Genomic DNA, 20,763 nt, shown 5'->3' on the forward strand with positions numbered 1-20,763 from the left:
AAAAGCCAAAATTAAATAACAAAAAAAGAAGAACCTGAGTCCTTCTTAATTATACGGATATTGCTAAACAACACTATTTGACAAAGAGCCAAAAAGAAGAACCTGAGTCCTTCTTAATTATACGGATATTGCTAAACAACACTATTTGACAAAGAGCCCAAAAAAACCACGAAACTCTTTTTTAGAGTCTGCGTGGTCTTTTTCATTTACACAAAAATTTTTGCTAAAAATTCAGCAATTTGTTCTTCTGTCGCAAAGACGTTCCCGGTTTGCTTTTGCATCACCGCAAAAAACAATTCTGAAACATTGGTTAAAACTTCGGTTTGCGTTTGCGCATCAGGAATATCATTCCAAACTGCAACGGCAACACCCGGTAATTGTTTTGGTTCTACCGGTACGACTTGTTGTTGTGGCCACATATCTGGTGTCCATGAATCAATCACTTTATGATAACTTGGATAAGTATACCCAGCATTTTCACCTAAAACATAATAAAAATAATTGTCGTTAAAATTCGTTACACGATAACCTTTTTCAATAAATGTTTCAACTGGAGCCATATTTTGGTTCCATTTCGTCCAGTAAGTAATTTCAACATTTTTTGATAATTTTACGACTTCTGCTCGATTCAAGCGGAAGAAGCCATCATTCCAAACTTGCGGAATAAAACCTAGACCGTTCACTTCTTCAATCACGCGGTTGACGTAGCCTACAAAGGCATCAATCCCTGCAGCTTTTTCTCCATAAATTTCTTTGGCATACGTTTGAATTTCGGGATAAGCTTCCATCTCATCAAAATCAACAAATTCATCGGCACCAATATGGAAATAGGTACTCGTTGAAAATAATTCAGCAAACTCGCGGTAGATTGAAAGAATAAATGCAACGGCTTCTGAATTTGCAATATTTAGCGCCGTCGGATTTTTTTCCAAAGAACCGTCTGGATTTTTTTTGACAAGTTGCCATTCGGGATGTGTTTTTAAAATTTGGCGCAAGTGGCCCGGACTATCAAAATCCGGTACAATTTCAACTCCCGCTGTTTGAGCGTATAATATAATCTCGCGAATTTCGGCTTTCGTTAAAAATTCTGCTGAAACAATTTCAGGTGCCGTTTCACATTCAATTCGGAAACCTTCATTTTCAGAAAAATGCAATTGCAACACATTGAATTGAGCAAAATTCAATGCATCAATAAATTTTAAAATGGTTTCTTTTGAGTAATATTTACGAGCCATATCTAACATAAAAATACGACGTGGTTGCGCGAATGCTACAGGGATTTTCCCTTCAGGTAGTTCGCCTAAAAATACTCTTAAAATAGCGTAAGCAGCCGTCCGTAAAGTTGCTTTTGTACAAGTGCCGGTAATAATCAAACCTTGCGCCGTTCTTTCAACCGAACTTGTGGCTGCTTGACGGTCCAAAATTAATTGAACCGTTGCATCCGCTTCTTTCGTAATCACTCCTGGAGCCTGATCAATTTTTTCAAGCAATTGATTCACTCGACGAGCAATTGGTAATAGACTTTGATGATTGATACTTAAAGACCAGCCATTAGCAAATAACATCTATCTTTCTCCTCGTGTAAACCCATGATTGTTTATAACATCTTTCATCCAGTAACTACTTGCTTTATCCGAACGACGGTAATTGTCATCACGGTTAATTCGGTAGTAACCATAACGGTTTTTATAAGCATTTAACCATGACCAGCAATCAGAGAACGTCCACATGTGATAACCAAAACAGTTCGTTCCTTCATCGATGGCTTTGGCTAAATATTCTAAATGCTCTTCTAAAAATTCAATGCGGTAATCATCTTGAATCACGCCATTTTCATCCATGAATTTTTCTTCGCCTTCAACACCCATCCCATTTTCAGAGATGAACCAAGGCATGTTGCCATAATCGTTTTTCATGCGCATCGCAATGGTGTAAATGCCTTCTGGGAAAATTTCCCAACCACGGTGCGGGTTAATCCGTTTTTCTGGCCAGTTATAGCCACGTGCCCAAGCCCCTGGTGATTTCGCAGGAAACTCTGGATTTTCAACGGCTTGTACACGCAATGGTTGGTAATAGTTCACCCCAACAAAATCGACAATATTGTTCGCAAATGTTTCACGATCGCCTTCTTGAGTGATTGGCAATAAATCACTTTCTCTAAACATTTCGATTAATTCTGCTGGGAAATGACCTAAAACAACTGGATCTAAGAAGCTACGAATATAAATTAAGTCCGCTCGACGACGTGCTTCTTGATCAGCTGGCTCATCGCTCTTAGCATAAACAGGTGCTAAGTTTAAGATAATTGAAATTTTGCCATCGTTGTGTGGGTTGTTGCGATAAGCTTCAACGGCTTTGGCATGTGCTAACATGGTATGGTACCCTACTTGAATTGCACGTTTAAAGTCGCGAACTTTTGGCCAATGTGCATCCCCCATGTACCCACACTCAATGTGAACAAGCGGCTCATTAAAGGTTGCCCATTTTTTAACTAAATCGCCAAATTGCTCAAAAGCCGTTTTCGCATAAAAAGCAAAGTGATCCACCGATTCACGTGCTTCCCAACCACCTTTTTCCATTAACCACCAAGGCATATCAAAGTGGAATAAGTTAATCATCGGTTCCACACCATTGTCTAACATCTCTTGGAAATAACTACGGTAAAATTCAACCGCTTTTGGATTTAACGTTTTGCCATCTGGTAATAAACGTGTCCAAGCAATCGAAGTCCGATAAGAATTTAAATTCATTTTTTTCATTAAAGCCACGTCTTCTTTATATTGGTAATAAATATTAGACGTGTCGTTTGGCCCTACACGATCAAAGAATAACTCTGGTTCCATTTCAAACCATTTATCCCAAGTTGATGGACTCTTACCATCGACTAAAGCAGCACCCTCTGTTTGTGGGGCAGAAGTCGCCGCACCCCATAAAAAATCTTTTGGAAATTTAATCATTTTCCTCAATCCTCCTATGATTATTAACTTAACTCTACTAAGTAAACGAATACAAAACAATATGTGTTTTTTCTTAATGCCTATTCGCAAGGAATACACATTCTAATTTGGCTTTAAAGACGCCTTTTTTAAACGTAATTCCGAAAAATCTAAAAACTTGGCTAAAAACCAAGCATAAACAAAACTAAATAAAATTCCTACCGCAACGGAAAGCCAACCATAAGTAAAAAACCCAAAGGCTAAAACACTAAAGTTCAGATTACGAATCATTTTTGCAATCGAACGCTTCGGATTTTTTTGATGTAAAACAAGCGCAATGACATCCACACCAACTGTCGAAGCACCTTCAGAAAGACAACAGTAATAACCAAAGGCAATCACGACACAAGCCAAGAGAAAATCAAGTGGTAACCAAATCGTCAACTGAAAAGGCCATTCATAAAACAACGTAAAAAAGAACATATAAGACAAACTACTAACCAAAGACTTCATTAAACTCGCTTTTCCTAAAAATAGCCAACAAATAATTAATAGAAGAACGGTTAAGCCATTGGTTAAATAGGGCAATGGCAAACGCGTTATTTTTTGTAAGACTAGCGATAAGCTCGTCACGCCGCCATTAATAATCGCATGTGGAACCATCCATTTCGCATAGGCAATCGCTAACAAAAGATTCCCTAGCATGATTTTCAAAATAGAAAGAATTGTTTTCTTATGTTGAATAATTGTCATTTTTCCTCACTTCACACAAAAAAAGGGAGGAGTTGTTCCCCCAGCTCCTCCTTTTTTGATGTTTTATTCAATTTTATAAACTTGGTATAAATCTTCATGACATAAATTTTGATTAATCGTATCCAGATTGCTTGCCTGACCTGTATTCAAATCGGTAACTTTGTGAACAGCAAAAGGCAATTCCTCAATGACTAGTGGGTTCGTTTGCCCTTTTTCATGAAAAGCATAATAAGTCGCACCTTTTTGCGTAAAGTACCAGCCTTCAGCCACTTTAAAATGAACGGGGCGTGTTTCATAAATTCCTTCACCAAATTGATCGAGCCATTTCCCTAGTGGCTCTAAAATGGTGAATGCTTCATTGGGTAACGTGCCATCTGGTTTTGGCCCGACCCCTAGAATGATATTCCCACCCATCGCGACCACTTTTACCACACTAGTTAAAATTTCTTCAAAAGATTTATAAGTGTCGTTTGGACAAAAGCCCCAGTTTTTAGCTAAAGGAATATTACTTTCCCAAGCTTTTGTTGGTGGTGTATCTGGAATTTTTCTTTCTGGCGTCACATAATTTTCGTGGATACCGCCAATGCTACGGTCAACCATTAAAAGGTCTGGTTGTTGGGCACGGACGTCGGTTACAATGCGATCCATGTCCAGTAACTCATTGCGCTTATTTACCCAGCCACCATCTAACCACATCAAATCTAAGTCGCCATAAGAAGACGCTAATTCAACAAGTTGATCATGGACAAATTGATCATATTGCGCCCAACGTTCTGGGTATTCAAGTGGATTATAACTTGCATACCGCCCTTTTGCATGTTCGCCTGGAACCCAGTAAAGTGGTGAATGCCAATCTGGTTTTGAATAATAAGCGCCAACCCCCATGCCTTGTTCTCGAAAGGCATCTGCCACTTCAAGAAATAAATCAGCACGTTCATTGGTTGCAAACGGACAAGGGGCAGCCGTCACTTTATAGTCGGAATATTTTGTGTCGTACATATTAAAACCATCGTGGTGCTTCGTTGTAAAAATCATATAACGAAAACCAGCTTCTTTACAACGTTTCGCCCATTCTTCTGGATTAAAAGCATACGGATTAAAGCTATGGTTTAGTCCCCAATAATCTTTGCGCAACTCATCGATTTGATTGCGCCAGCCACCACGTTTTCTAGCCCAGTCGTCTTCTTCTGACATTTGCCAAGATTCGACAATCCCAGCGACTGCATATAAACCCCAGTGAAAAATCACACCAATTTTTTGATCTTTAAACCACTCTAACTTTTGTTGAATATTTTCAGGTAATTGTTCTTCATAGCCTTCGTAAGTTGCGGCTATATTTTCTTCAATATCCGCCCGAATCTTAGTCATTTGTTGCTCCCTACTTTTCTCTTTTAATTAGCGGTTAATCGAACGCGCCATAATCTGAATCGTATGCTTCACGCCACGGATTGCCACCGACATGTGATAAATATTTTCACACGGTGCCACACCGCTATAACCCGCGTCACCAATGTGGTGTAAATCAACGCCACACATTTTATTCCATAAAGCAATTTGACGAATGGTTTCAGGAGAGGCACTTTCTTGACTGGTGCCAATCGCTGACATCGTTAACATGCCTAGCGATTTGGCTTTTTTAACCGCTGTTTTTAATTCTTCTTGATCAAAACCTGGAACCGTTCCAACCGCTGGTAATAACAAGATGTCTGCACCCGCTTGAGCAAATGCTTCGATCGCACTCGTTGTCATAATTGGTTCATCCACACCAGCACTATGCATTTTACCAGCAATAATTAAACCACTAAAGTTTTCTTTCCCAACTTGAATCGCTGCTGCAATCTGTTCATTGGTCACCCCTGTTCCAGGATTTCCGGTTAAACAAATAAAATCAACACCAAGTTTTTCTGCCGCTTGGAAAGTTGCAGCTGTGCTTTTACGACCATTCCCAATTTGGACTTTTTCACCCATTGTGATTTGATCTTCGGCAACTGGCTCTAAGTTAATCCCAATTAAACGTCCAGTTAAATGTTTTAACTCTTCAATTGGGTTTCGTGTATTTTTACTTGGATTTGCCCAGTAATCAAAGGCCTCTGATAGACCAATTCCTGGCAAGCCAATGACTACCGGGTTAAAACAGTCAAATAAGTTTAATAACAACATGTCTGCGCCAAAAGCGGCAGCAAGTTCTGCGTTCGTTGTACTATCGGTTGCAGTAGCACTACAACAAACATTTTCACTAACAATTACGCGCCCATCACTTGCTTTAATTGCTTCAAACATCTCCTCGCGATTCATTTGGCGAATTTCTGAAGCAGTGGCACTAATTAATCTTTTTACCATGTTTTACACTCTTTTCTAACGATATTTTTCACGGAATTGACCAGGTGTCATCCCCGTAATTGTTTTAAATTTTCTTGTATAATTTGAAACATCATAATAACCTGCTGAGGCAATGATGTCTTTAATTGGCTGATCGGTTTCAATTAAATCACGTTTAATTTTTTCTAAACGACGGTCTTGTACATATTTCGAAAAAGTCATGCCACTTTCTTTTTTGATAAAACGGCTTAAATACGAAACCGACACTTCAAATTCTTCCGCAACAGACTCTAAAGAAAAATCTTGTGACGCGTAATGTTCATCTAAATAAGCAAAAATTTCTTTTTGTAGTTCTGATTCTTGGTTTTTCGGATTTTTTAAGACCGTCACGCAAATCTCTTTACTCATCGCAATTAAAGCCGTTTCTAGTTCGTAAATATTACTAAATTCAGTTGCCTTTTCAGCGATTTTAAAAAAGGACTCCCCAACAATCTCGACCCCTACGGTAACCACACTATTCAGTAGATAATAGCTATAAAGCTTCATCCCCGCGACAGTTGGTTGATCTTGAATTCCTTTTTGAACCATTTGTTTAATCGTCTCGGTGGCAATTTCATAATCCCCTTGTTGCAAACTTTGACGCAATTTGATTTGTTCTTCCGTCGGATATGAGAATACCTCATTTTTCTTGGAGTGCTTAATATCATGGAAGAATAACGTTTGGTTTGGCAACCCCGAAACGGTGTGATACTCAAGTGCCGCTAAGCCTTCGATATAAGAATTGTTGATATTTACTAGTTCTTTGACAACGGAACCTACCCCAACTGCTGGACCAACCACGTTTTCTAAGACGATTTTAGCCACAATTTCTTTGACGACTTGTTGTGGATTACTCCCTTGATCCAAGCTAACCAACAAGGCAATCGCTTGAGAAGATAACAACTCAGAACCATACGCTCGATACGTCTCCCCGCTTAAGTCATCTAAAAAACTCATTAAAAATTCTTGGTTTTGAATGCTTGTTTCTGTCGTAACCATTTTGGTATCAACTAACATCACAAAATAGCCTTGATCATATAATTGAACATCAACGGCTTTTAATAACAATTGCACTTCTTTTTCGTCTTTAAAACGTCCCATTAATAACTTACGCAAAACTTGTTCACGTGCATGCGGGGTCTGGCGACGAATTTCTTGGTGAAGTTCTTTGTTTTGTTTTAAAAACGTCACTACTTGGTTACCAATCTGATCGATACTACCTAATTCTTCATCTGCTGAAGGGGTACCAATTTGTTGTTCCATTAATTTTTCTAACTCACGGATTGGTTTATATTGTCTTTTTGTAATAAAAATAACAATTGCAATCCCTGCCGCTAACAATAGCAAAACAAAAAATAAAGATTGCATCCGTGCCCGTTTAACATCTTTTAAGGCGAGGCTTGAGTTCGTCAAAGCAACGTAGCGAATCCCAAAATCTTGGTCTTCGACAACACTAATACGATAAACCCCTTCATCGGTTCGCTTCGTCGTCCTCTGCAAAAGCTCTTCCACTTTTTGTGGTGTCTGCATATACGAAGGTATTTGTCCTTGAGAAGACGACGCTAGCAAGGTATTTTGCGCATCAAGCATAAAAACCTTCCCGGTCTCTTGATTAACTGCTTTATCAAGGGCTTGTTGAATATCAGACATCTTCATGGTATACACGACGGTTGCATAAGGAACGCCTTCTGCGGTGACAATTGGAACAAAATAACTTAATAAACCTAACTCATCACTACTTTTCGCTTTTGAGACCGTTTGCATATAAGGAACAGTTGTTTGCAACGCTTCTCTCAACGACTGGTCTTCAAAAGAAAAATCGGCATACCGTAGTTGAATAAACGTCCGTAAATCAAGCTTTCCGTTTGAAGAAAAAATTTCATTTGGTAAATTGTAATAATAGATATAAAGCTCTTCGATTAAACTACTATAAAATTTATAACGTTGTAATTCTCTTGTCATTTCGGAGGCATAATAAGGGTGTGTCGCCATTTTTTCCGTTAAAAGATTGCTGTACCCCATTTGCTTGGCAATTAAATCTAATTGCGTTAAGTTCCCTGACATAATCGATTGAACTTGAATCAATTGATTGTTCGCAGATAAATCAATTTGATCGTTAATACTGGTTGTTGACGTTTGATACCAAATCACTGAAACAATCGAAAACGGTAACAAAAAAGCCATTAAGTAAGATACGACATAGCGATAGAACGTTTTTTTCTTAAAATCAAAACGAACTTTATTCAAGGAGAAGTAAGGTTTTCTCATAAAGAATCAACCTTTCCTTCAATTTTCTTCATTCCTTGAAGGGCAAACCACATGACCGGCAAGACAAATAAAGGAACGCCTGCAATCACTAATAAAATTGGAAAAGCAACATAAATCCCCATTACTAAAAAAGAACCGATTAACATCGCAATAGATTCTGTTAAATTCGTAAAAAACAACCCAATTGCTTGACGTAAATACTGCTTATAAGTTAACTCATAACGGCAAAGTGTCGGAAACACAAATAGACACGCACCAAATAATAAAATTAAAATTAAAATTAGCCCATAATGAATAATTGGTACTTGAAGATAGATTTTTGAAATTCTTAAATCAAAAACTAAAAACAAGAACAAGCTAAGCATGGTATAACCTAAATAATTACTCATCTTAAAATATTTTAGATAAAACGCTTTAAATGAGTCAGGAATTTTCACAGAGTCTTTTCCACGAATGATAAAAAGATAAATAACTTGAAAAACTGAAGCCAATGCTGGAAAAAAACCTAAAACAATCCCACCTCTTAACGTATATAAAACAAATAAAAGCTGCAAATACAGGCCTTCAATCATCCTTTGTCCTAAAACGTAACTGCCTTTAATAATTCCTCTCATTTCTTTCATATAAATGAAGCCCCCCTTAAAACTACTAAGGATAGCTTAACATAAAATGAGGTTTTTTTTTAGTTTAAAACTATAAAAAAACGCTAAGAATTCACAAATCTTCCCCTGTTCAAAAGAAAAAAGTAAAGATCAGAGAATAAAAACTCTAAATCTTTACTTTTTCAACAAAAGAAAGGCAATCCCTTCTTGCATTAAGACAAATTATTCAGCACTTGCCCAACGGTCATACGCACCTTGGTAAATTTTCACGTAGTCTTCTACGCCCATGCCTTTAATTGTGTCAACATATTTATCCCAGTTTGATAATGGTTCAACACCTGTGATAAATTTCGCTTCCATTTGCTCTACGTAAGTCTTCAAGTCAGTTGCGTTATCACGAACTTTATCTGACTCTTCAGAAGTTAAGTATAATAATGGGAAAGTAACTTTAGCAAATGGTGTAATTTTTGTTTCGGTTTCTTCTGTAATGAAGTCTTGGAAAGTTGTATCTGGGACATCGTTTGCGTTCGCTTTAACTGATGTTGCAGGATCGCTTGGGAAGCCCATTGTTGGTACAGTAATACCGTAGTTTGGTGTTACTTTTGAACGAGCTGTTTCTGAATCAGCTGGATCTACGCCTTCAGCAAAAATACGAACTTGTTCGCCTGCATCGTTTTTCGCATACTCCCAGAACGCGCCTTCTGGACCAACGTTTAATAAATCAGATCCTTCTTTACCGTAGAAGTAATCAACCCAACGTAAAGTTGCTTCTGGTGAAGGGTTTTTGCTTGTAATCGCAAATGTTGCACGAGCCATACGTGTACTTGCTGGCATAATTGGTTCTGGAGAAATATCAGATGTTAATGGACCAAACATTGGATCGATAATCGCGTCTACTTCTTTACGACCTGTTGTAAAGAATGAGAACCAGTCTGGGAATAAACCGATTTGATTGTTTTGGCCTTTCGCTTTCTTTTGCTCATCTGCTTGAGAATATACTTCAGGATCTAATAATTTTTCAGAGTACAATTTGTTCATGAATGTCACGAACTCTTTGTAGTTTTCAGTAATTGGCGTATAAACAACTTTACCGTCAATTTCTTCAATTCCACGTTCAGTAATACCAAATGCTGACATTAACCATGGGCGTGTTGAATCCATTTTAACGTCTGTCAATGGAATTTCGTCGGCTTTACCGTTACCATTTGGATCTTCGTCACGCATACGAACTAATAAATCGTAGAACTCATCCACTGTTTTTGGTAATTCTGTTACGTTCAACGCTTTTAACCATTCGCCATTGTACCAAACTGGACCACGAGGCCAAATCGCAGTGTTGCCACGGTGAATCATTGGTAATGAATAAATGTGACCGTCTGGTGTTGTAATTGATTTACGGATATCTGGATTTTCTTCTAAAATTTGGTTAAAGTTTGGCATATTATCGGCAATTAAATCTTCAATTGGCACTAAGATTCCTTGCTTACCATAGTCCATTTCCATTGCAGTTGTTAAAGAGTTTGAATCCGTTCCAAATAAAACATCCGCTAAATCGCCTGAAGCAAAAGCTAAGTTTAATTTTGTCGCAAAGTCAGCCATTGGAGGTGTCGTGAAAGTAAAATCAATATTTGATTTTTCAGCCATTGTTTTGAACACAGCCATGTCTTTCCATTCTGCTGCACCAGTACCTGGGCCCATCATGGTCATAGAAAGTTTTTCTTTCACAACTGGGAATTCCCCAACTGTTCCTAATTCAACGTCTGCCCCTGCATTTTTATCAGAGCCACCGTTGCCGCATGCTGCAAGTAACATTCCGCATGCAAATAAACCCATTAATACTTTTGTTTTCTTCATCTCTTTCTCCCCTTCGAAAAGATTATTATTAAATCGGCGAATGGCCGTTTTAAACAAATTTAGTTTTTTATCCTTTAACGGAACCTACCATCATACCTTTAACAAAGTATTTTTGTAAGAATGGATAAACCGCAATGATTGGTAACGTTGAAACAATCATCACACCATATTTAATTACGGCTGCTAATTGTTGTTTTGAATACATTAATTCAGCCATTTCAGAAGTCATTGTACCACCAATTGAGTTTGATGACATATCTTGTAAAACTAAAATTTCACGTAAAACCATTTGTAATGGGTACATTGATTTGTCTGATAAGTAAATTAACGCGCTGAAGAATCCGTTCCAGTGACCAACCCCATAAAACAATGCCATAACCGCAATGATTGGTGTCGATAATGGTAATACAATCTTCATGAATAATTTAAAGTCTGAACAACCATCGATAATGGCTGCTTCTTCCATTTCACGTGGAATCGTTGATTGGAAGAATGTTCTTGTAACTACGATATTATAAACAGAAGCTGCACCAGGTAAAACCAATGCCCAAACAGTGTTTAACATGCCTAAGTTTTTAATTAATAAGTAACTTGGAATTAAACCACCACTTACAAACATCGTAATTAATAAGAATGTTGTAAAGGCACGATGTCCGTAAAAGTCTGGACGTGATAAAGCGTAAGCAGCCGGTAACGTTACTAATAAGTTAATTGATGTACCTAACGCTGTATAATAAATGGTATTTAAGTACCCACGCCAAATACTATTGTTTTCTAAAATCGTTTTATAGCCTTCTAAAGTGAAACCTTTCGGGAATAACCACATCTCGCCTGAGTTTACAAATTGTGGATCACTAATTGAAGCACTAATAATGTAAATCAATGGATATAAGACAATTCCAACCGCCAAAATAATGAAGATGTAGTTAAAACCCATGAAGATTTTATCGGCTTTGGTGTCTTTGACTAATCGATTGTTCATATGTATCTCCTTCCTAGAATAAGCTTGATTCGCCTAATTTAGCGGCAATTTTGTTTACAGTAATCATTAGAATCGCGTTAATTGCGGAGTTGAATAAACCAACCGCTGCAGCGTAACTATATTGAGCTTCTAACAAACCTTGTTGGTAAACAAAAGTCGCAATAACGTTAGAAGATTCCATATTTAATGGATTTTGCATTAATAAGATTTTTTCATACCCTAAGTTCATCACAGAACCGACGTTCATGATTAATAAAATCACCATTGTTGGTCGAATAGTTGGTAAGTTGATATGCCAAATACGTTGCAGGCGACTTGCACCATCAACAATGGCTGCTTCGTGTAATTGTGTATCAACCCCAGCTAAAGCAGCGAGATAGATAACAGATCCCCAACCAGTTCCTTGCCAAACACCCGATAATACATAAACGGTTTTAAACCAACGTGGGTCTTCCATAAATGAAATTGGTTCGATTCCAATAAAACCTAACGCGTGGTTAATGATACCCGTTGATGGATTTAAGAATGCTAAAATCATACCAACCATAACAACCGTTGAAATAAAGTTTGGTGCATAAGTAACCGTTTGCGAGAATTTCTTTAATGGTCCATCTTTAATTTCATTTAATGCCAAAGCTAAGATAATCGGTAATGGAAACCCTACCACTAATGAATACACGCTAATACCTAAAGTGTTTTTAAGTAAATCCCAGAAATAATAAGAATCAAAGAAACGATTAAAGTGTTTAAATCCTACCCAAGGACTCCCCCAAACACCTAACGCTGGGATGTAATCTTTAAATGCAATGATTACTCCGTACATAGGAATATATGAGAAAATCAAGAAACTTAAGAATGCCGGTAAGATAAAGACATATAATTGCCGACTAGAAATAATTGCTTTTTTTCTTTTTTCTCGTTGCTTTTGCTTTGCCGTTAATTGCGGCTTGTTGCCAGTTAACTCCATTTTTTTTCCCCCTTCAATTCGTTTGTCACCTGAACACGCTTTCAGCTTACCGTGTTTTGCAATGGTACTCAATATGTGATTCTTGTTCACGCTTTATTCGTTGGTATATCAACCTTTCTTCACATTTGACTATTGTTTTCTTTCTTAAATATTCCTTGATTTTTCGGCAATCTGCCCAAAAATAATGTGTAAAAACCGCTTTCAATATGTAAAACTTTCAAACGATTCCTTCTTTTTGGATTTTGTACTATACTTGTTTTGATAAATTTGAAAGGGGATACTTTAATGAAAGCGTTACATTTTACTGGTGATTTAACTCTCATTGAAAAGGGAGTCAAGCTTTTAAGCAACAAATTAAATTTCACTTGGGCATCCGATGGCACAATGATCCAAGTTAGGCAACAAGGAACAGATTTAATTGTTTCAAAAAGTGAAGACGAAATTAAAATTGTTTTCGACAAACCGGCACATTTTTTCCGTGGTTTAACTTTACTATTAAAACACTGGGATGATCCTTCATATGAACTACATGAAACACCCCACTTTGATTTGATTGGCCCGATGGTTGACACCTCACGAAATGCGGTACCAACGATTGAGAAAATCAAAGAGCTCCTTGAAACTTGTAGTACGATGGGACTCAATCAATTCATGCTTTATATGGAAGATACTTATGAAATTCCCGAATATCCTTACTTTGGTTACATGCGTGGTCGTTATACTTATGAACAATTAAAAGAATTAGACGATTACGGTTTTGCATTAGGGATTGAAGTCATCCCTTCCATTCAGGTTTTAGGACATTTAAAAAACCCTTTAAAATGGAACTTCGCGCGTGAAATGAAAGACACCGAAGATATTTTGCTTGTCGATGAACCAAAAACCTATGCCTTTTTAGAAAAAGCCATTCAAGCCGCTAGCAAACCATTTCGTACCAAAAAAATTCATATCGGCATGGATGAAGCGCACACTTTAGGGCTAGGCCGCTATTTACAAAAAAATGGTTTTACCAACCGTTTTGACATCATGAACCGTCACTTAGCCAAAGTTTTAGAAATTACCAATCAATTAGACCTTGAAGTTGAGATGTGGAGTGATATGTACTTCAGATTAGGCTCAAAAACGGGTGATTATTACGACCCTGAGTTTGATATTCCAAAAGAAGTAGTCGCAAATATTCCTGACGTCAAAATGGTTTATTGGGATTACTACCACCATAATGAAGCCGAATACCATCACTTATTAGAAAGTCATAAGTTATTAGAAAAACCAATCGTCTTTGCTGGTGGCATTTGGACTTGGAATGGGATTGCGCCAAACTACGGTAAATCAATCGCTTCCACCCAAGCTGCCTTAAATGCTTGTAAAAAACAAGGAATTCAATCCATTTACGCCACTTTATGGGGCGATGATGGTGCAGAAACACCACTTGATTCAGCCTTACTTGGTTTACAGTTATTTGCTGAACACCAATTTAATGAGGAAGTGTCAGATGAGTTATTAGCACAACGCTTTAATGAAATTCAAAACGAAGAAATGGCAGCTTTCTTATTACTTGATTTGTTTGATCAAACACCAGGAGTGGCTCCTAACAACCCAGACGCTTCAGCAGTAAGTAAAATCATTTTGTATCAAGATTTACTTTTAGGTTTATATGACGAAACCATTTCACACTTTGACTTAACGACTCATTATACAGAATTGGCTAAGCAGTTGAAACAAGCACACTATTCTGAAAAAATTAGCCCGATGTTCCATCACTACACCCTTTTAGCCGATTTATTAGCGATTAAAGCGGATCTAGGAAACCAATTACAAAAAGCGTATCTTGCACAAGATAAAGAAGAAATGACGCGTCAATTAAAAACAATCGCTCGCGCAAAAGAACTCGTCGAAGAATTACGTTTGAGCCATCGCCAACTATGGTTTGAAGCAAACAAACCATTTGGCTGGGAAATTTTAGACATTCGTTACGGTGGTATCCTAAGTCGAATCGATACAACCGTTTGGCGAATCACGGAATGGTTAACCGATAATGACCCAATTGAAGAATTAGCAGAAATGAAGCGACCATTTGATGGTCCATACTTAATGCCTGAAGGAATGATTGGCAGAAATCTATATCATGGTATAATTAGTCCAAGTAAATTATCTGATGTTTAAGCAGTTAATTTTGAAAGGATGATTTTTATGCTCAAAAAAGGATTCATCGCGGTCGCAGGTCTCTTGTTTTTAGTGTTGATTGTCAATTATTTCAATCAAGCGCAAGAAATTACTGATAACATTCAACAAGAAGCTGGCCAAGTGGAAATCACTGGCAAAATAAAAGACGAAACCCAAGCGCAGGCAGCCCTAGCTGTTTTACAAACAAACTTAACAGCCGCTAACGAAAAAGACTTAGCGCTTTATATTCAGACACTTGTTCCAGAAGCTAGAGAAGCGACCAAATCAGAACTCGAAAAAACTTTTGCTGAATATGATTTAGAACACACGCTTTTATCTTTTGAAGTGATGAAGCAAACCGATGACTTATTGCAAGTCAAAACACAGCAAAAAACGATTAACCTCGGTAAAAACAAATACCGCAACCACATCACCGAAGCCCATCATACTTTTGTCAAAGAAGATGGCCAATGGTTGATCAAAGAAGTCTCCATGTCAAATACGCAATTTATTTAATGAATGTTAGTGACTTACTACAAAAAACAATGGCCATGATAACTGTCATGGCCATTGTTTTTAGCTAACGTCTACTGAATAATTGCCCAATTTTCAAGATTTCTTTTTGAATGGTCCTTAACAGTGGAACCACTTTAAACGTTTCAATGTTTTTTACTTAATCGGTAAACATTCGCGATTGCTCACGAATAAAAATTCACTCCGTTGATTTTTATTCGCATTTTCTTCTTTTATTGTTCGAGTTTAATTCCTTGTTTCTCATAAATAAAAGTTTTATACTTTCTAAAGAATAACCAGAAAAGAGATGTTCAAAATTAAACCTTGGAAAAAAATTTCAAAAAAAGGGAAAATCAATCGTGTGATTGCTTTTGTTCTTCTCCTCATTAGTGGGTATTTTACTTTTACATTTCTGACGAATCACATCAAATTAAACAAAACGATCATAGAGGAATGGCCATCAAATAATGACGTGCACAATAGTAACACAAAATCAGCACAACTTGACGTCCCTTTTATTCACCAACTTGAAGCACCTTCTCTAATTAATGGTTGTGAAGTCACTTCTTTAGCCATGCTTTTAAATTATTATGGCATCGACGTGAGTAAAAAATACCTTAGCAGAACAAATCGCAACCGTTCCAGTGGAATATGCAGATGGTTTTAAAGGTGACCCTAACGAAGGTTTTGTTGGGGACATGAACGATGAATTTTGGGCGATGGGCGTCTTTGTCTCCCCCATTGCTGATTTAGCCAATCAATATGCCCCGATTGGTTATACCGTCGTTGCAAGTGAAAAGACTCCTTTAGATGATTTACTTGAACAAGTTGCTTCAGGACAACCGGTTTGGACGCTTGTCACCATTGACTTCATTCCCCCTGAAAATAGCGATTATAAATTATGGGAAACAAGAAATGGGGAGTTATATTTAACGACCAACATTCATGCAGCCGTGATTACTGGATTTAATGACACATACATTTACGTAAATGATCCATTAGAAACGAAAGATCGACCAATTGCACGTCAACAATTTGAACAAACTTTTAATGAAATGGGCAACCAATCACTTTATTTCACCCCAATTTCATAAGCTCAAACAAACTACCCGATGCACGCCCTTTTTATAAGGGAGGCATCGGGTAGTTTACTTATAGCAAATCGCTTAAATTTTATTTTCAACGCAAAAATAAATTTCATGAAGGAGTTACTTTTTTGCTTGAAAGCTTTAAATCTTATTCACCTAAACCAACTGTACGAATTTCGTATGGCGTCACCGTTGTTGAATAAACTTCATCCATTTTTTCTTCCAATAGGTTTAATAACTCTGGTTGAACAGAATCTTTTGTAATTACAACTTCTTCAGCAGTATCAGCCATGTTAAATCCACGTAAAATAATGTGGTTATCTGCTTTACGACGTTTTAAGGCAGTTGGGACAAATTTTTCTCCAGTTAAGGTAATAAATTGACGACTTGCAGCAAGCGTACCAGCTTGAACAGGCAATTGTGCTGTCGTAAATGGTACTTGAGCAGTGTAAGTACGTTCGTAAGTTGCATAGCGTGTTTCAGGTGCACCATGTAATTCTACGCTATAGTTAAAGGTATATTCTCCAATACATTGCGCTTCTGGTGTTGGGAAGTAACCCCAATCCCCTAATTCGCCAACCGCACGTAATAAAGTGACGGCGATTGTTTCGCTGTTGACCACTTCATACTCGTTTAAGCCGTAGTTTCCGACCGTTACGCCATAGTTTTCATCGTGTAAGTTCGCAAACATATGTTGATGTTGCGCATTCGTTGGATTTTTCCAGCTTGCACTTACACCGTTTGGACGAGTAACCACTTCATAAATACTATCTGCTTCATGTGTGTCGACATTGACTAAACCAGTTGGGAATAAGACACGTAAACGGTGGTCTTTCATTTGGTTGTTAATGCTTGTTTCAAAATCAACTTTCGCACTATCTTGTGTAATGGTTACTAGTGTTTTGATTTCAAATGGTGCCGTTTTACTTGAACGTTGTGCTTGGCGAGAAGTAAAGCCAACCACCATTTTTTGTTCGCGTTCTAGTAGTTCATCGGCAGAAACAGGGATTTCTAATACGTGCGTTAATTCAATCACGGCTTTTTGAGCAGTATTTGAAACCACTTTAATTTCTGCTTTAACATCACTTGATAAGATTGCTTTGTCTTTTGTTGGTTGGAAGAAGATATATTCATTGGCAATATCCCCAACGTTTTCAAAAACAGCTAAGTTATCAACCGTTGTATTGGTCGCTTTATCCGTAATTGCAAGTGAACCATTGTCTGCAATCACCACTTTAATCAAGTCGTTTTCGATTTGTGTCCCTGTTTCATTAGCTAAAGTACCTGCTGCTGCTTCAACTTTACCTGGTACAAGTGCGTATGTTTCCCATGAGAAAGGCTTCATGTCTTGCACAGGCATCGTTACCGTTACAAAACGTTCCATATAAGGAATACGGAAAGCATCTTTTGGTAAATCATAGTCAAAACGGACATCTTCTTCTGAAATAACCGCTGCTACTACCTTGCCATTTTGGTCAATGACGTGGTATTCACCTTTTTCAACTGCTTCTAATTCACGATAAAGCTTAGCTGGCCAACCTTGCGCAAATGTTTTACGTTCTAACTCAACAGCAACAACGGCATCGCCCGATTTCGTTAAACCATTTGTATTGAAAACAACAAACGGGAAACTATTTTCAGGGAAAGCACTCGTATCCATTGCTTGGGTTAACGTACGAACGGCTTCGTTTGCCACGTATTTCCCAACTTCATTCGCTTTTTCAAAACGTGGCATCATTTCACGGTGCACTTCATCGACTGAACAGCCACAAATACTATCATGTGGATGGTTTTGCATTAAGGTTTTCCAACCGTAATCTAGTTCATCATGTGGGTATTTACCCGTTACTTCATACGCCATCGTTGCTAAAGGTTCAGCAATATTTTCTAATTGACGTTCAACACGTGTATTCCATTGTTTTAAGTAAACACGTGCCGAAGAAGTATTCGCTAACGTAAACCAACCATCTGTCTCTTGAGAAGTTAACTCCCCTTCAACGGTTCCTAAATCGGCTGGTAAATCTTTTTGAACCGCTTCTAAGTAGTCGGTGAAGTTCGAGTGAATAAATTCATACTCTGGATATAATTCATTGGCTAATTTAATCGCTGCGGTTACGTCTTTTTGAACCGGTTGGTGGTCAACCCCGTTCATCATTAACAAATGACCAGTTGAAGCAAATTTCTCAACGTCCGCTAATTTTTGGTCCCAGAATTTAATTGCTGCTGCTTTTTCAGCTGGAATTTCATTGCCGTTTGAATACCAGTTAGCAAATAATAAACCAAAGATTTGTGATTGATCTGGGCCTTTCCACCACATTTCAGAATATTGTGAAGAATAGCTTTCTTGTTCTAAGACTTCGTTATCAAAGCCGATTGGTTTTACGCCACGACCAAATGCTGCTGCTTCAAGACCGGCTTTTTTCATCATTTGTGGCGCTTGACCCATATTTCCAAAAGTATCTGGGAAGTAACCTAATTTAACTGGCGTACCCCATTTTTTGCTTTCTTCCATTCCAATTAACATGTTACGAACGTTTGATTCTGCACTAATTAAGAAATCATCTTGTAAAATGTAGAATGGCCCAATACGTAATTTGCCTGCATCAATTGCTTTTTGAATCGCTTCACGTTTTTCTGGACGAACTTGCAAGTAATCGTCAAGTAAAATGGTTTGGCCATCTAAGTGGAAGCTATTGAAATCTGGATCTGTTTCAAAAATTTCTAACAAATCATCCATTAATTCAACTAATAACATGTGGTGTTGCTCGTATGGCAAGTACCACTCACGATCCCAATGACTATGGGAAATAATATAAACTTTTTTCTTCATGAGTTTATTCTCTCCTATTATATAAGCTTTATTTTTCTACGCGGATATCAAAGTAATCCATCACTAATTCACAAAACATCATGTTCGCCCAAGAGAACCATTCACGTGTAAATTTATCTGGGTTATCTACGTCAAAACCTTCGTGCATTAAGTTTGTGCCAGCGTCTGTTGCCACTAATGTGTTTAAGATGCGCTCTTTTTCAGCTTTATCGTTGGTCGTCATCCCTTCCATCGCCATCGCAATTGGCCATACATAGTTTTCAGGAGTATGAGAAGAACCGATACCTTTGGCAAATTTTCCTTCATAGAAATAAGGATTTTCTTTACTTAATAATGTTTTACGCGTACGTAGGTAACGCTCATCATCTACTGATCCATAGCCTAAGTAAGGAGCAGAGATTAAGTTTGGTACGTTTGAGTCATCCATTAATGACGCATTACCTAAACCATCGACTTCATAAGCATACACATCTTCGCCTGCTGCGTTCGTCGTGCGACCATGTGCTTGAATGCCTGCTTCAATTTCTTCACGTAAAGTTTTTGCTTGTGCAACAATTGCAGCATCTTCTAAAATCGTTGAGAAAATTTCTTCAATATAACCTAAAACAACAACGGCAAACATATTCGATGGCACTAAGTAACCACCACCAGCACAGGCATCGTCACTTGGACGGAAACCTGACCAAGTCATACCAGTTGGTGCCACTTCTACTCCACGGCCATGGTTAATTAACGTGTCTTCTTTTCTCCATGTATCGCGAACAAAGTTGTAAGGGGATTTGCGGTGATCTTGTTCTGTTTTGAAAACGTGCAAGATTTTTTTAATCCCTTCCACAAAGTCTTCGTTAAATTGATCGGTACGTCCAGTATTTTTATATAATAGGTAAGCTAATTGTGTTGGATAAGCTAAAGAATCAATTTCGTATTTACGTTCCCAAATCCAATCGTTCATCACCGTGAAGTCATCTTGGTGTCCAGCACCGTTTGCTTCTTCGTTAAATGCGTTGGCATATGGGTCAATATTAATATAGAAGAATTGACGTTTGACTAAACCACTAATCATCGCCGCTAAATCCTCGTCTTCTTTGGCAATCACTAAGTAAGGACGAACTTGAGCCGTCGAATCGCGTAACCACATTGCAGGAATATCTCCTGTTAATAAGAACGTTGTGCCATCTTCATAACGTTTTACAGTTGTTAGTAATGTATTGGCAAACCCTGCATTAAAGTTTTTCGCCCAATCTGCATGTTCGGTTCCACATTTTTCTGTAATCATGTCCATAAAGTTTTGTACTGAAGTTGGTATATCTTTGTAAGCCATTTTGTTCATCCTCCATAAAATTGATATATCTTACAAAAATCATTATACCCGCTTTTTTTCGAATTGTCCACGCTTTCAAGTAAAAAGTTTTTATTTTATTTTCTTTTAATCTATGGTATTATCAAAAT

At 37.7% G+C, this 20,763-nt stretch carries 16 protein-coding genes; 4 read left to right on the plus strand and 12 right to left on the minus strand.

What is annotated here, in order from left to right:
* Nucleotides 1-206 precede the first annotated feature (206 nt).
* The 10 genes from JOD14_RS10710 to JOD14_RS10755 all read right to left on the minus strand — a co-directional run bounded on the left by JOD14_RS10710 (nucleotide 207) and on the right by JOD14_RS10755 (nucleotide 12,720).
* Entirely contained in the window at nucleotides 207-1,565 is a 1,359-nt protein-coding gene (locus tag JOD14_RS10710; protein ID WP_204654787.1) for a family 20 glycosylhydrolase, read from the minus strand.
* Nucleotides 1,566-2,957, minus strand: coding sequence for a glycoside hydrolase family 1 protein (locus JOD14_RS10715; RefSeq protein WP_204654788.1), 1,392 nt, complete (start codon nucleotides 2,955-2,957; stop codon nucleotides 1,566-1,568). It lies immediately after the preceding gene.
* Between the two features lie 102 nt (nucleotides 2,958-3,059).
* Nucleotides 3,060-3,689: a YitT family protein gene (locus JOD14_RS10720; protein WP_204654789.1), complete on the minus strand. Its 630-nt coding sequence runs from the start codon at nucleotides 3,687-3,689 to the stop codon at nucleotides 3,060-3,062.
* A 63-nt stretch (nucleotides 3,690-3,752) separates the two neighbouring features.
* On the minus strand, nucleotides 3,753-5,057 hold the full coding sequence (locus tag JOD14_RS10725; protein ID WP_204654790.1) for an alpha-L-fucosidase: 1,305 nt from the start codon (nucleotides 5,055-5,057) through the stop codon (nucleotides 3,753-3,755).
* Nucleotides 5,058-5,084: 27 nt separating this feature from the next.
* Nucleotides 5,085-6,029, minus strand: a complete 945-nt coding sequence (locus tag JOD14_RS10730; protein WP_204654791.1) for a DUF7916 family protein — start codon at nucleotides 6,027-6,029, stop codon at nucleotides 5,085-5,087.
* 15 nt (nucleotides 6,030-6,044) lie between these two features.
* Entirely contained in the window at nucleotides 6,045-8,315 is a 2,271-nt protein-coding gene (locus JOD14_RS10735; protein WP_204654792.1) for an AraC family transcriptional regulator, read from the minus strand.
* On the minus strand, nucleotides 8,312-8,938 hold the full coding sequence (locus JOD14_RS10740; protein ID WP_204654793.1) for a YesL family protein: 627 nt from the start codon (nucleotides 8,936-8,938) through the stop codon (nucleotides 8,312-8,314). Before JOD14_RS10740 ends, JOD14_RS10735 begins: the two co-directional genes overlap by 4 nt.
* Nucleotides 8,939-9,139: 201 nt before the next feature.
* Nucleotides 9,140-10,771, minus strand: coding sequence for a type 2 periplasmic-binding domain-containing protein (locus tag JOD14_RS10745; protein ID WP_204654794.1), 1,632 nt, complete (start codon nucleotides 10,769-10,771; stop codon nucleotides 9,140-9,142).
* A 67-nt stretch (nucleotides 10,772-10,838) separates the two neighbouring features.
* Complete coding sequence (locus JOD14_RS10750) at nucleotides 10,839-11,753, minus strand: carbohydrate ABC transporter permease (protein WP_204654795.1); 915 nt, start codon at nucleotides 11,751-11,753, stop codon at nucleotides 10,839-10,841.
* Between the two features lie 13 nt (nucleotides 11,754-11,766).
* Nucleotides 11,767-12,720 (minus strand): ABC transporter permease, encoded by a 954-nt coding sequence (locus JOD14_RS10755; RefSeq protein WP_204654796.1) that lies wholly within the window; start codon nucleotides 12,718-12,720, stop codon nucleotides 11,767-11,769.
* A gap of 285 nt (nucleotides 12,721-13,005) precedes the next feature.
* On the opposite strand from JOD14_RS10755, the gene JOD14_RS10760 reads away from it, so the two are divergent.
* The 4 genes from JOD14_RS10760 (at nucleotide 13,006) to JOD14_RS13430 (ending at nucleotide 16,490) form a co-directional block, all read left to right on the plus strand.
* A complete protein-coding gene (locus JOD14_RS10760; protein ID WP_204654797.1) occupies nucleotides 13,006-14,883 on the plus strand; it encodes a beta-N-acetylhexosaminidase in 1,878 nt (625 codons plus the stop codon).
* A 27-nt stretch (nucleotides 14,884-14,910) separates the two neighbouring features.
* Nucleotides 14,911-15,399: a hypothetical protein gene (locus JOD14_RS10765; protein ID WP_204654798.1), complete on the plus strand. Its 489-nt coding sequence runs from the start codon at nucleotides 14,911-14,913 to the stop codon at nucleotides 15,397-15,399.
* A gap of 304 nt (nucleotides 15,400-15,703) precedes the next feature.
* Nucleotides 15,704-16,063 carry a C39 family peptidase gene (locus JOD14_RS13425; RefSeq protein ID WP_204654799.1) on the plus strand — a complete coding sequence of 120 codons (360 nt, stop codon included), beginning with the start codon at nucleotides 15,704-15,706 and terminating at the stop codon, nucleotides 16,061-16,063.
* Nucleotides 16,041-16,490, plus strand: coding sequence for a C39 family peptidase (locus tag JOD14_RS13430; protein ID WP_204654800.1), 450 nt, complete (start codon nucleotides 16,041-16,043; stop codon nucleotides 16,488-16,490). Before JOD14_RS13425 ends, JOD14_RS13430 begins: the two co-directional genes overlap by 23 nt.
* A 142-nt stretch (nucleotides 16,491-16,632) precedes the next feature.
* Here the strand turns inward: JOD14_RS13430 and JOD14_RS10780 are convergent, their stop codons facing one another.
* Both JOD14_RS10780 and JOD14_RS10785 read right to left on the minus strand, forming a co-directional pair.
* The gene (locus tag JOD14_RS10780) at nucleotides 16,633-19,314 is read right to left on the minus strand and encodes an alpha-mannosidase (protein WP_204654801.1); all 2,682 of its coding nucleotides are present in this window, start codon (nucleotides 19,312-19,314) and stop codon (nucleotides 16,633-16,635) included.
* Between the two features lie 28 nt (nucleotides 19,315-19,342).
* The gene (locus JOD14_RS10785; protein ID WP_204654802.1) at nucleotides 19,343-20,635 is read right to left on the minus strand and encodes a glycoside hydrolase family 125 protein; all 1,293 of its coding nucleotides are present in this window, start codon (nucleotides 20,633-20,635) and stop codon (nucleotides 19,343-19,345) included.
* Nucleotides 20,636-20,763 lie beyond the last annotated feature (128 nt).

This window comes from Enterococcus lemanii, from assembly GCF_016909125.1.
GTDB classification, from domain to species: domain Bacteria; phylum Bacillota; class Bacilli; order Lactobacillales; family Enterococcaceae; genus Enterococcus_I; species Enterococcus_I lemanii.

Excerpts from the sequence above, each read along its gene's own strand:
- JOD14_RS10710 (WP_204654787.1), bottom strand. The coding sequence starts at position 1,565 with ATGTTATTTGCTAATGGCTGGTCTTTAAGTATCAATCATCAAAGTCTA.
- JOD14_RS10715 (WP_204654788.1), bottom strand. The coding sequence starts at position 2,957 with ATGATTAAATTTCCAAAAGATTTTTTATGGGGTGCGGCGACTTCTGCC.
- JOD14_RS10720 (WP_204654789.1), bottom strand. The coding sequence starts at position 3,689 with ATGACAATTATTCAACATAAGAAAACAATTCTTTCTATTTTGAAAATC.
- JOD14_RS10725 (WP_204654790.1), bottom strand. The coding sequence starts at position 5,057 with ATGACTAAGATTCGGGCGGATATTGAAGAAAATATAGCCGCAACTTAC.
- JOD14_RS10730 (WP_204654791.1), bottom strand. The coding sequence starts at position 6,029 with ATGGTAAAAAGATTAATTAGTGCCACTGCTTCAGAAATTCGCCAAATG.
- JOD14_RS10735 (WP_204654792.1), bottom strand. The coding sequence starts at position 8,315 with ATGAGAAAACCTTACTTCTCCTTGAATAAAGTTCGTTTTGATTTTAAG.
- JOD14_RS10740 (WP_204654793.1), bottom strand. The coding sequence starts at position 8,938 with ATGAAAGAAATGAGAGGAATTATTAAAGGCAGTTACGTTTTAGGACAA.
- JOD14_RS10745 (WP_204654794.1), bottom strand. The coding sequence starts at position 10,771 with ATGAAGAAAACAAAAGTATTAATGGGTTTATTTGCATGCGGAATGTTA.
- JOD14_RS10750 (WP_204654795.1), bottom strand. The coding sequence starts at position 11,753 with ATGAACAATCGATTAGTCAAAGACACCAAAGCCGATAAAATCTTCATG.
- JOD14_RS10755 (WP_204654796.1), bottom strand. The coding sequence starts at position 12,720 with ATGGAGTTAACTGGCAACAAGCCGCAATTAACGGCAAAGCAAAAGCAA.
- JOD14_RS10760 (WP_204654797.1), top strand. The coding sequence starts at position 13,006 with ATGAAAGCGTTACATTTTACTGGTGATTTAACTCTCATTGAAAAGGGA.
- JOD14_RS10765 (WP_204654798.1), top strand. The coding sequence starts at position 14,911 with ATGCTCAAAAAAGGATTCATCGCGGTCGCAGGTCTCTTGTTTTTAGTG.
- JOD14_RS13425 (WP_204654799.1), top strand. The coding sequence starts at position 15,704 with ATGTTCAAAATTAAACCTTGGAAAAAAATTTCAAAAAAAGGGAAAATC.
- JOD14_RS10780 (WP_204654801.1), bottom strand. The coding sequence starts at position 19,314 with ATGAAGAAAAAAGTTTATATTATTTCCCATAGTCATTGGGATCGTGAG.
- JOD14_RS10785 (WP_204654802.1), bottom strand. The coding sequence starts at position 20,635 with ATGGCTTACAAAGATATACCAACTTCAGTACAAAACTTTATGGACATG.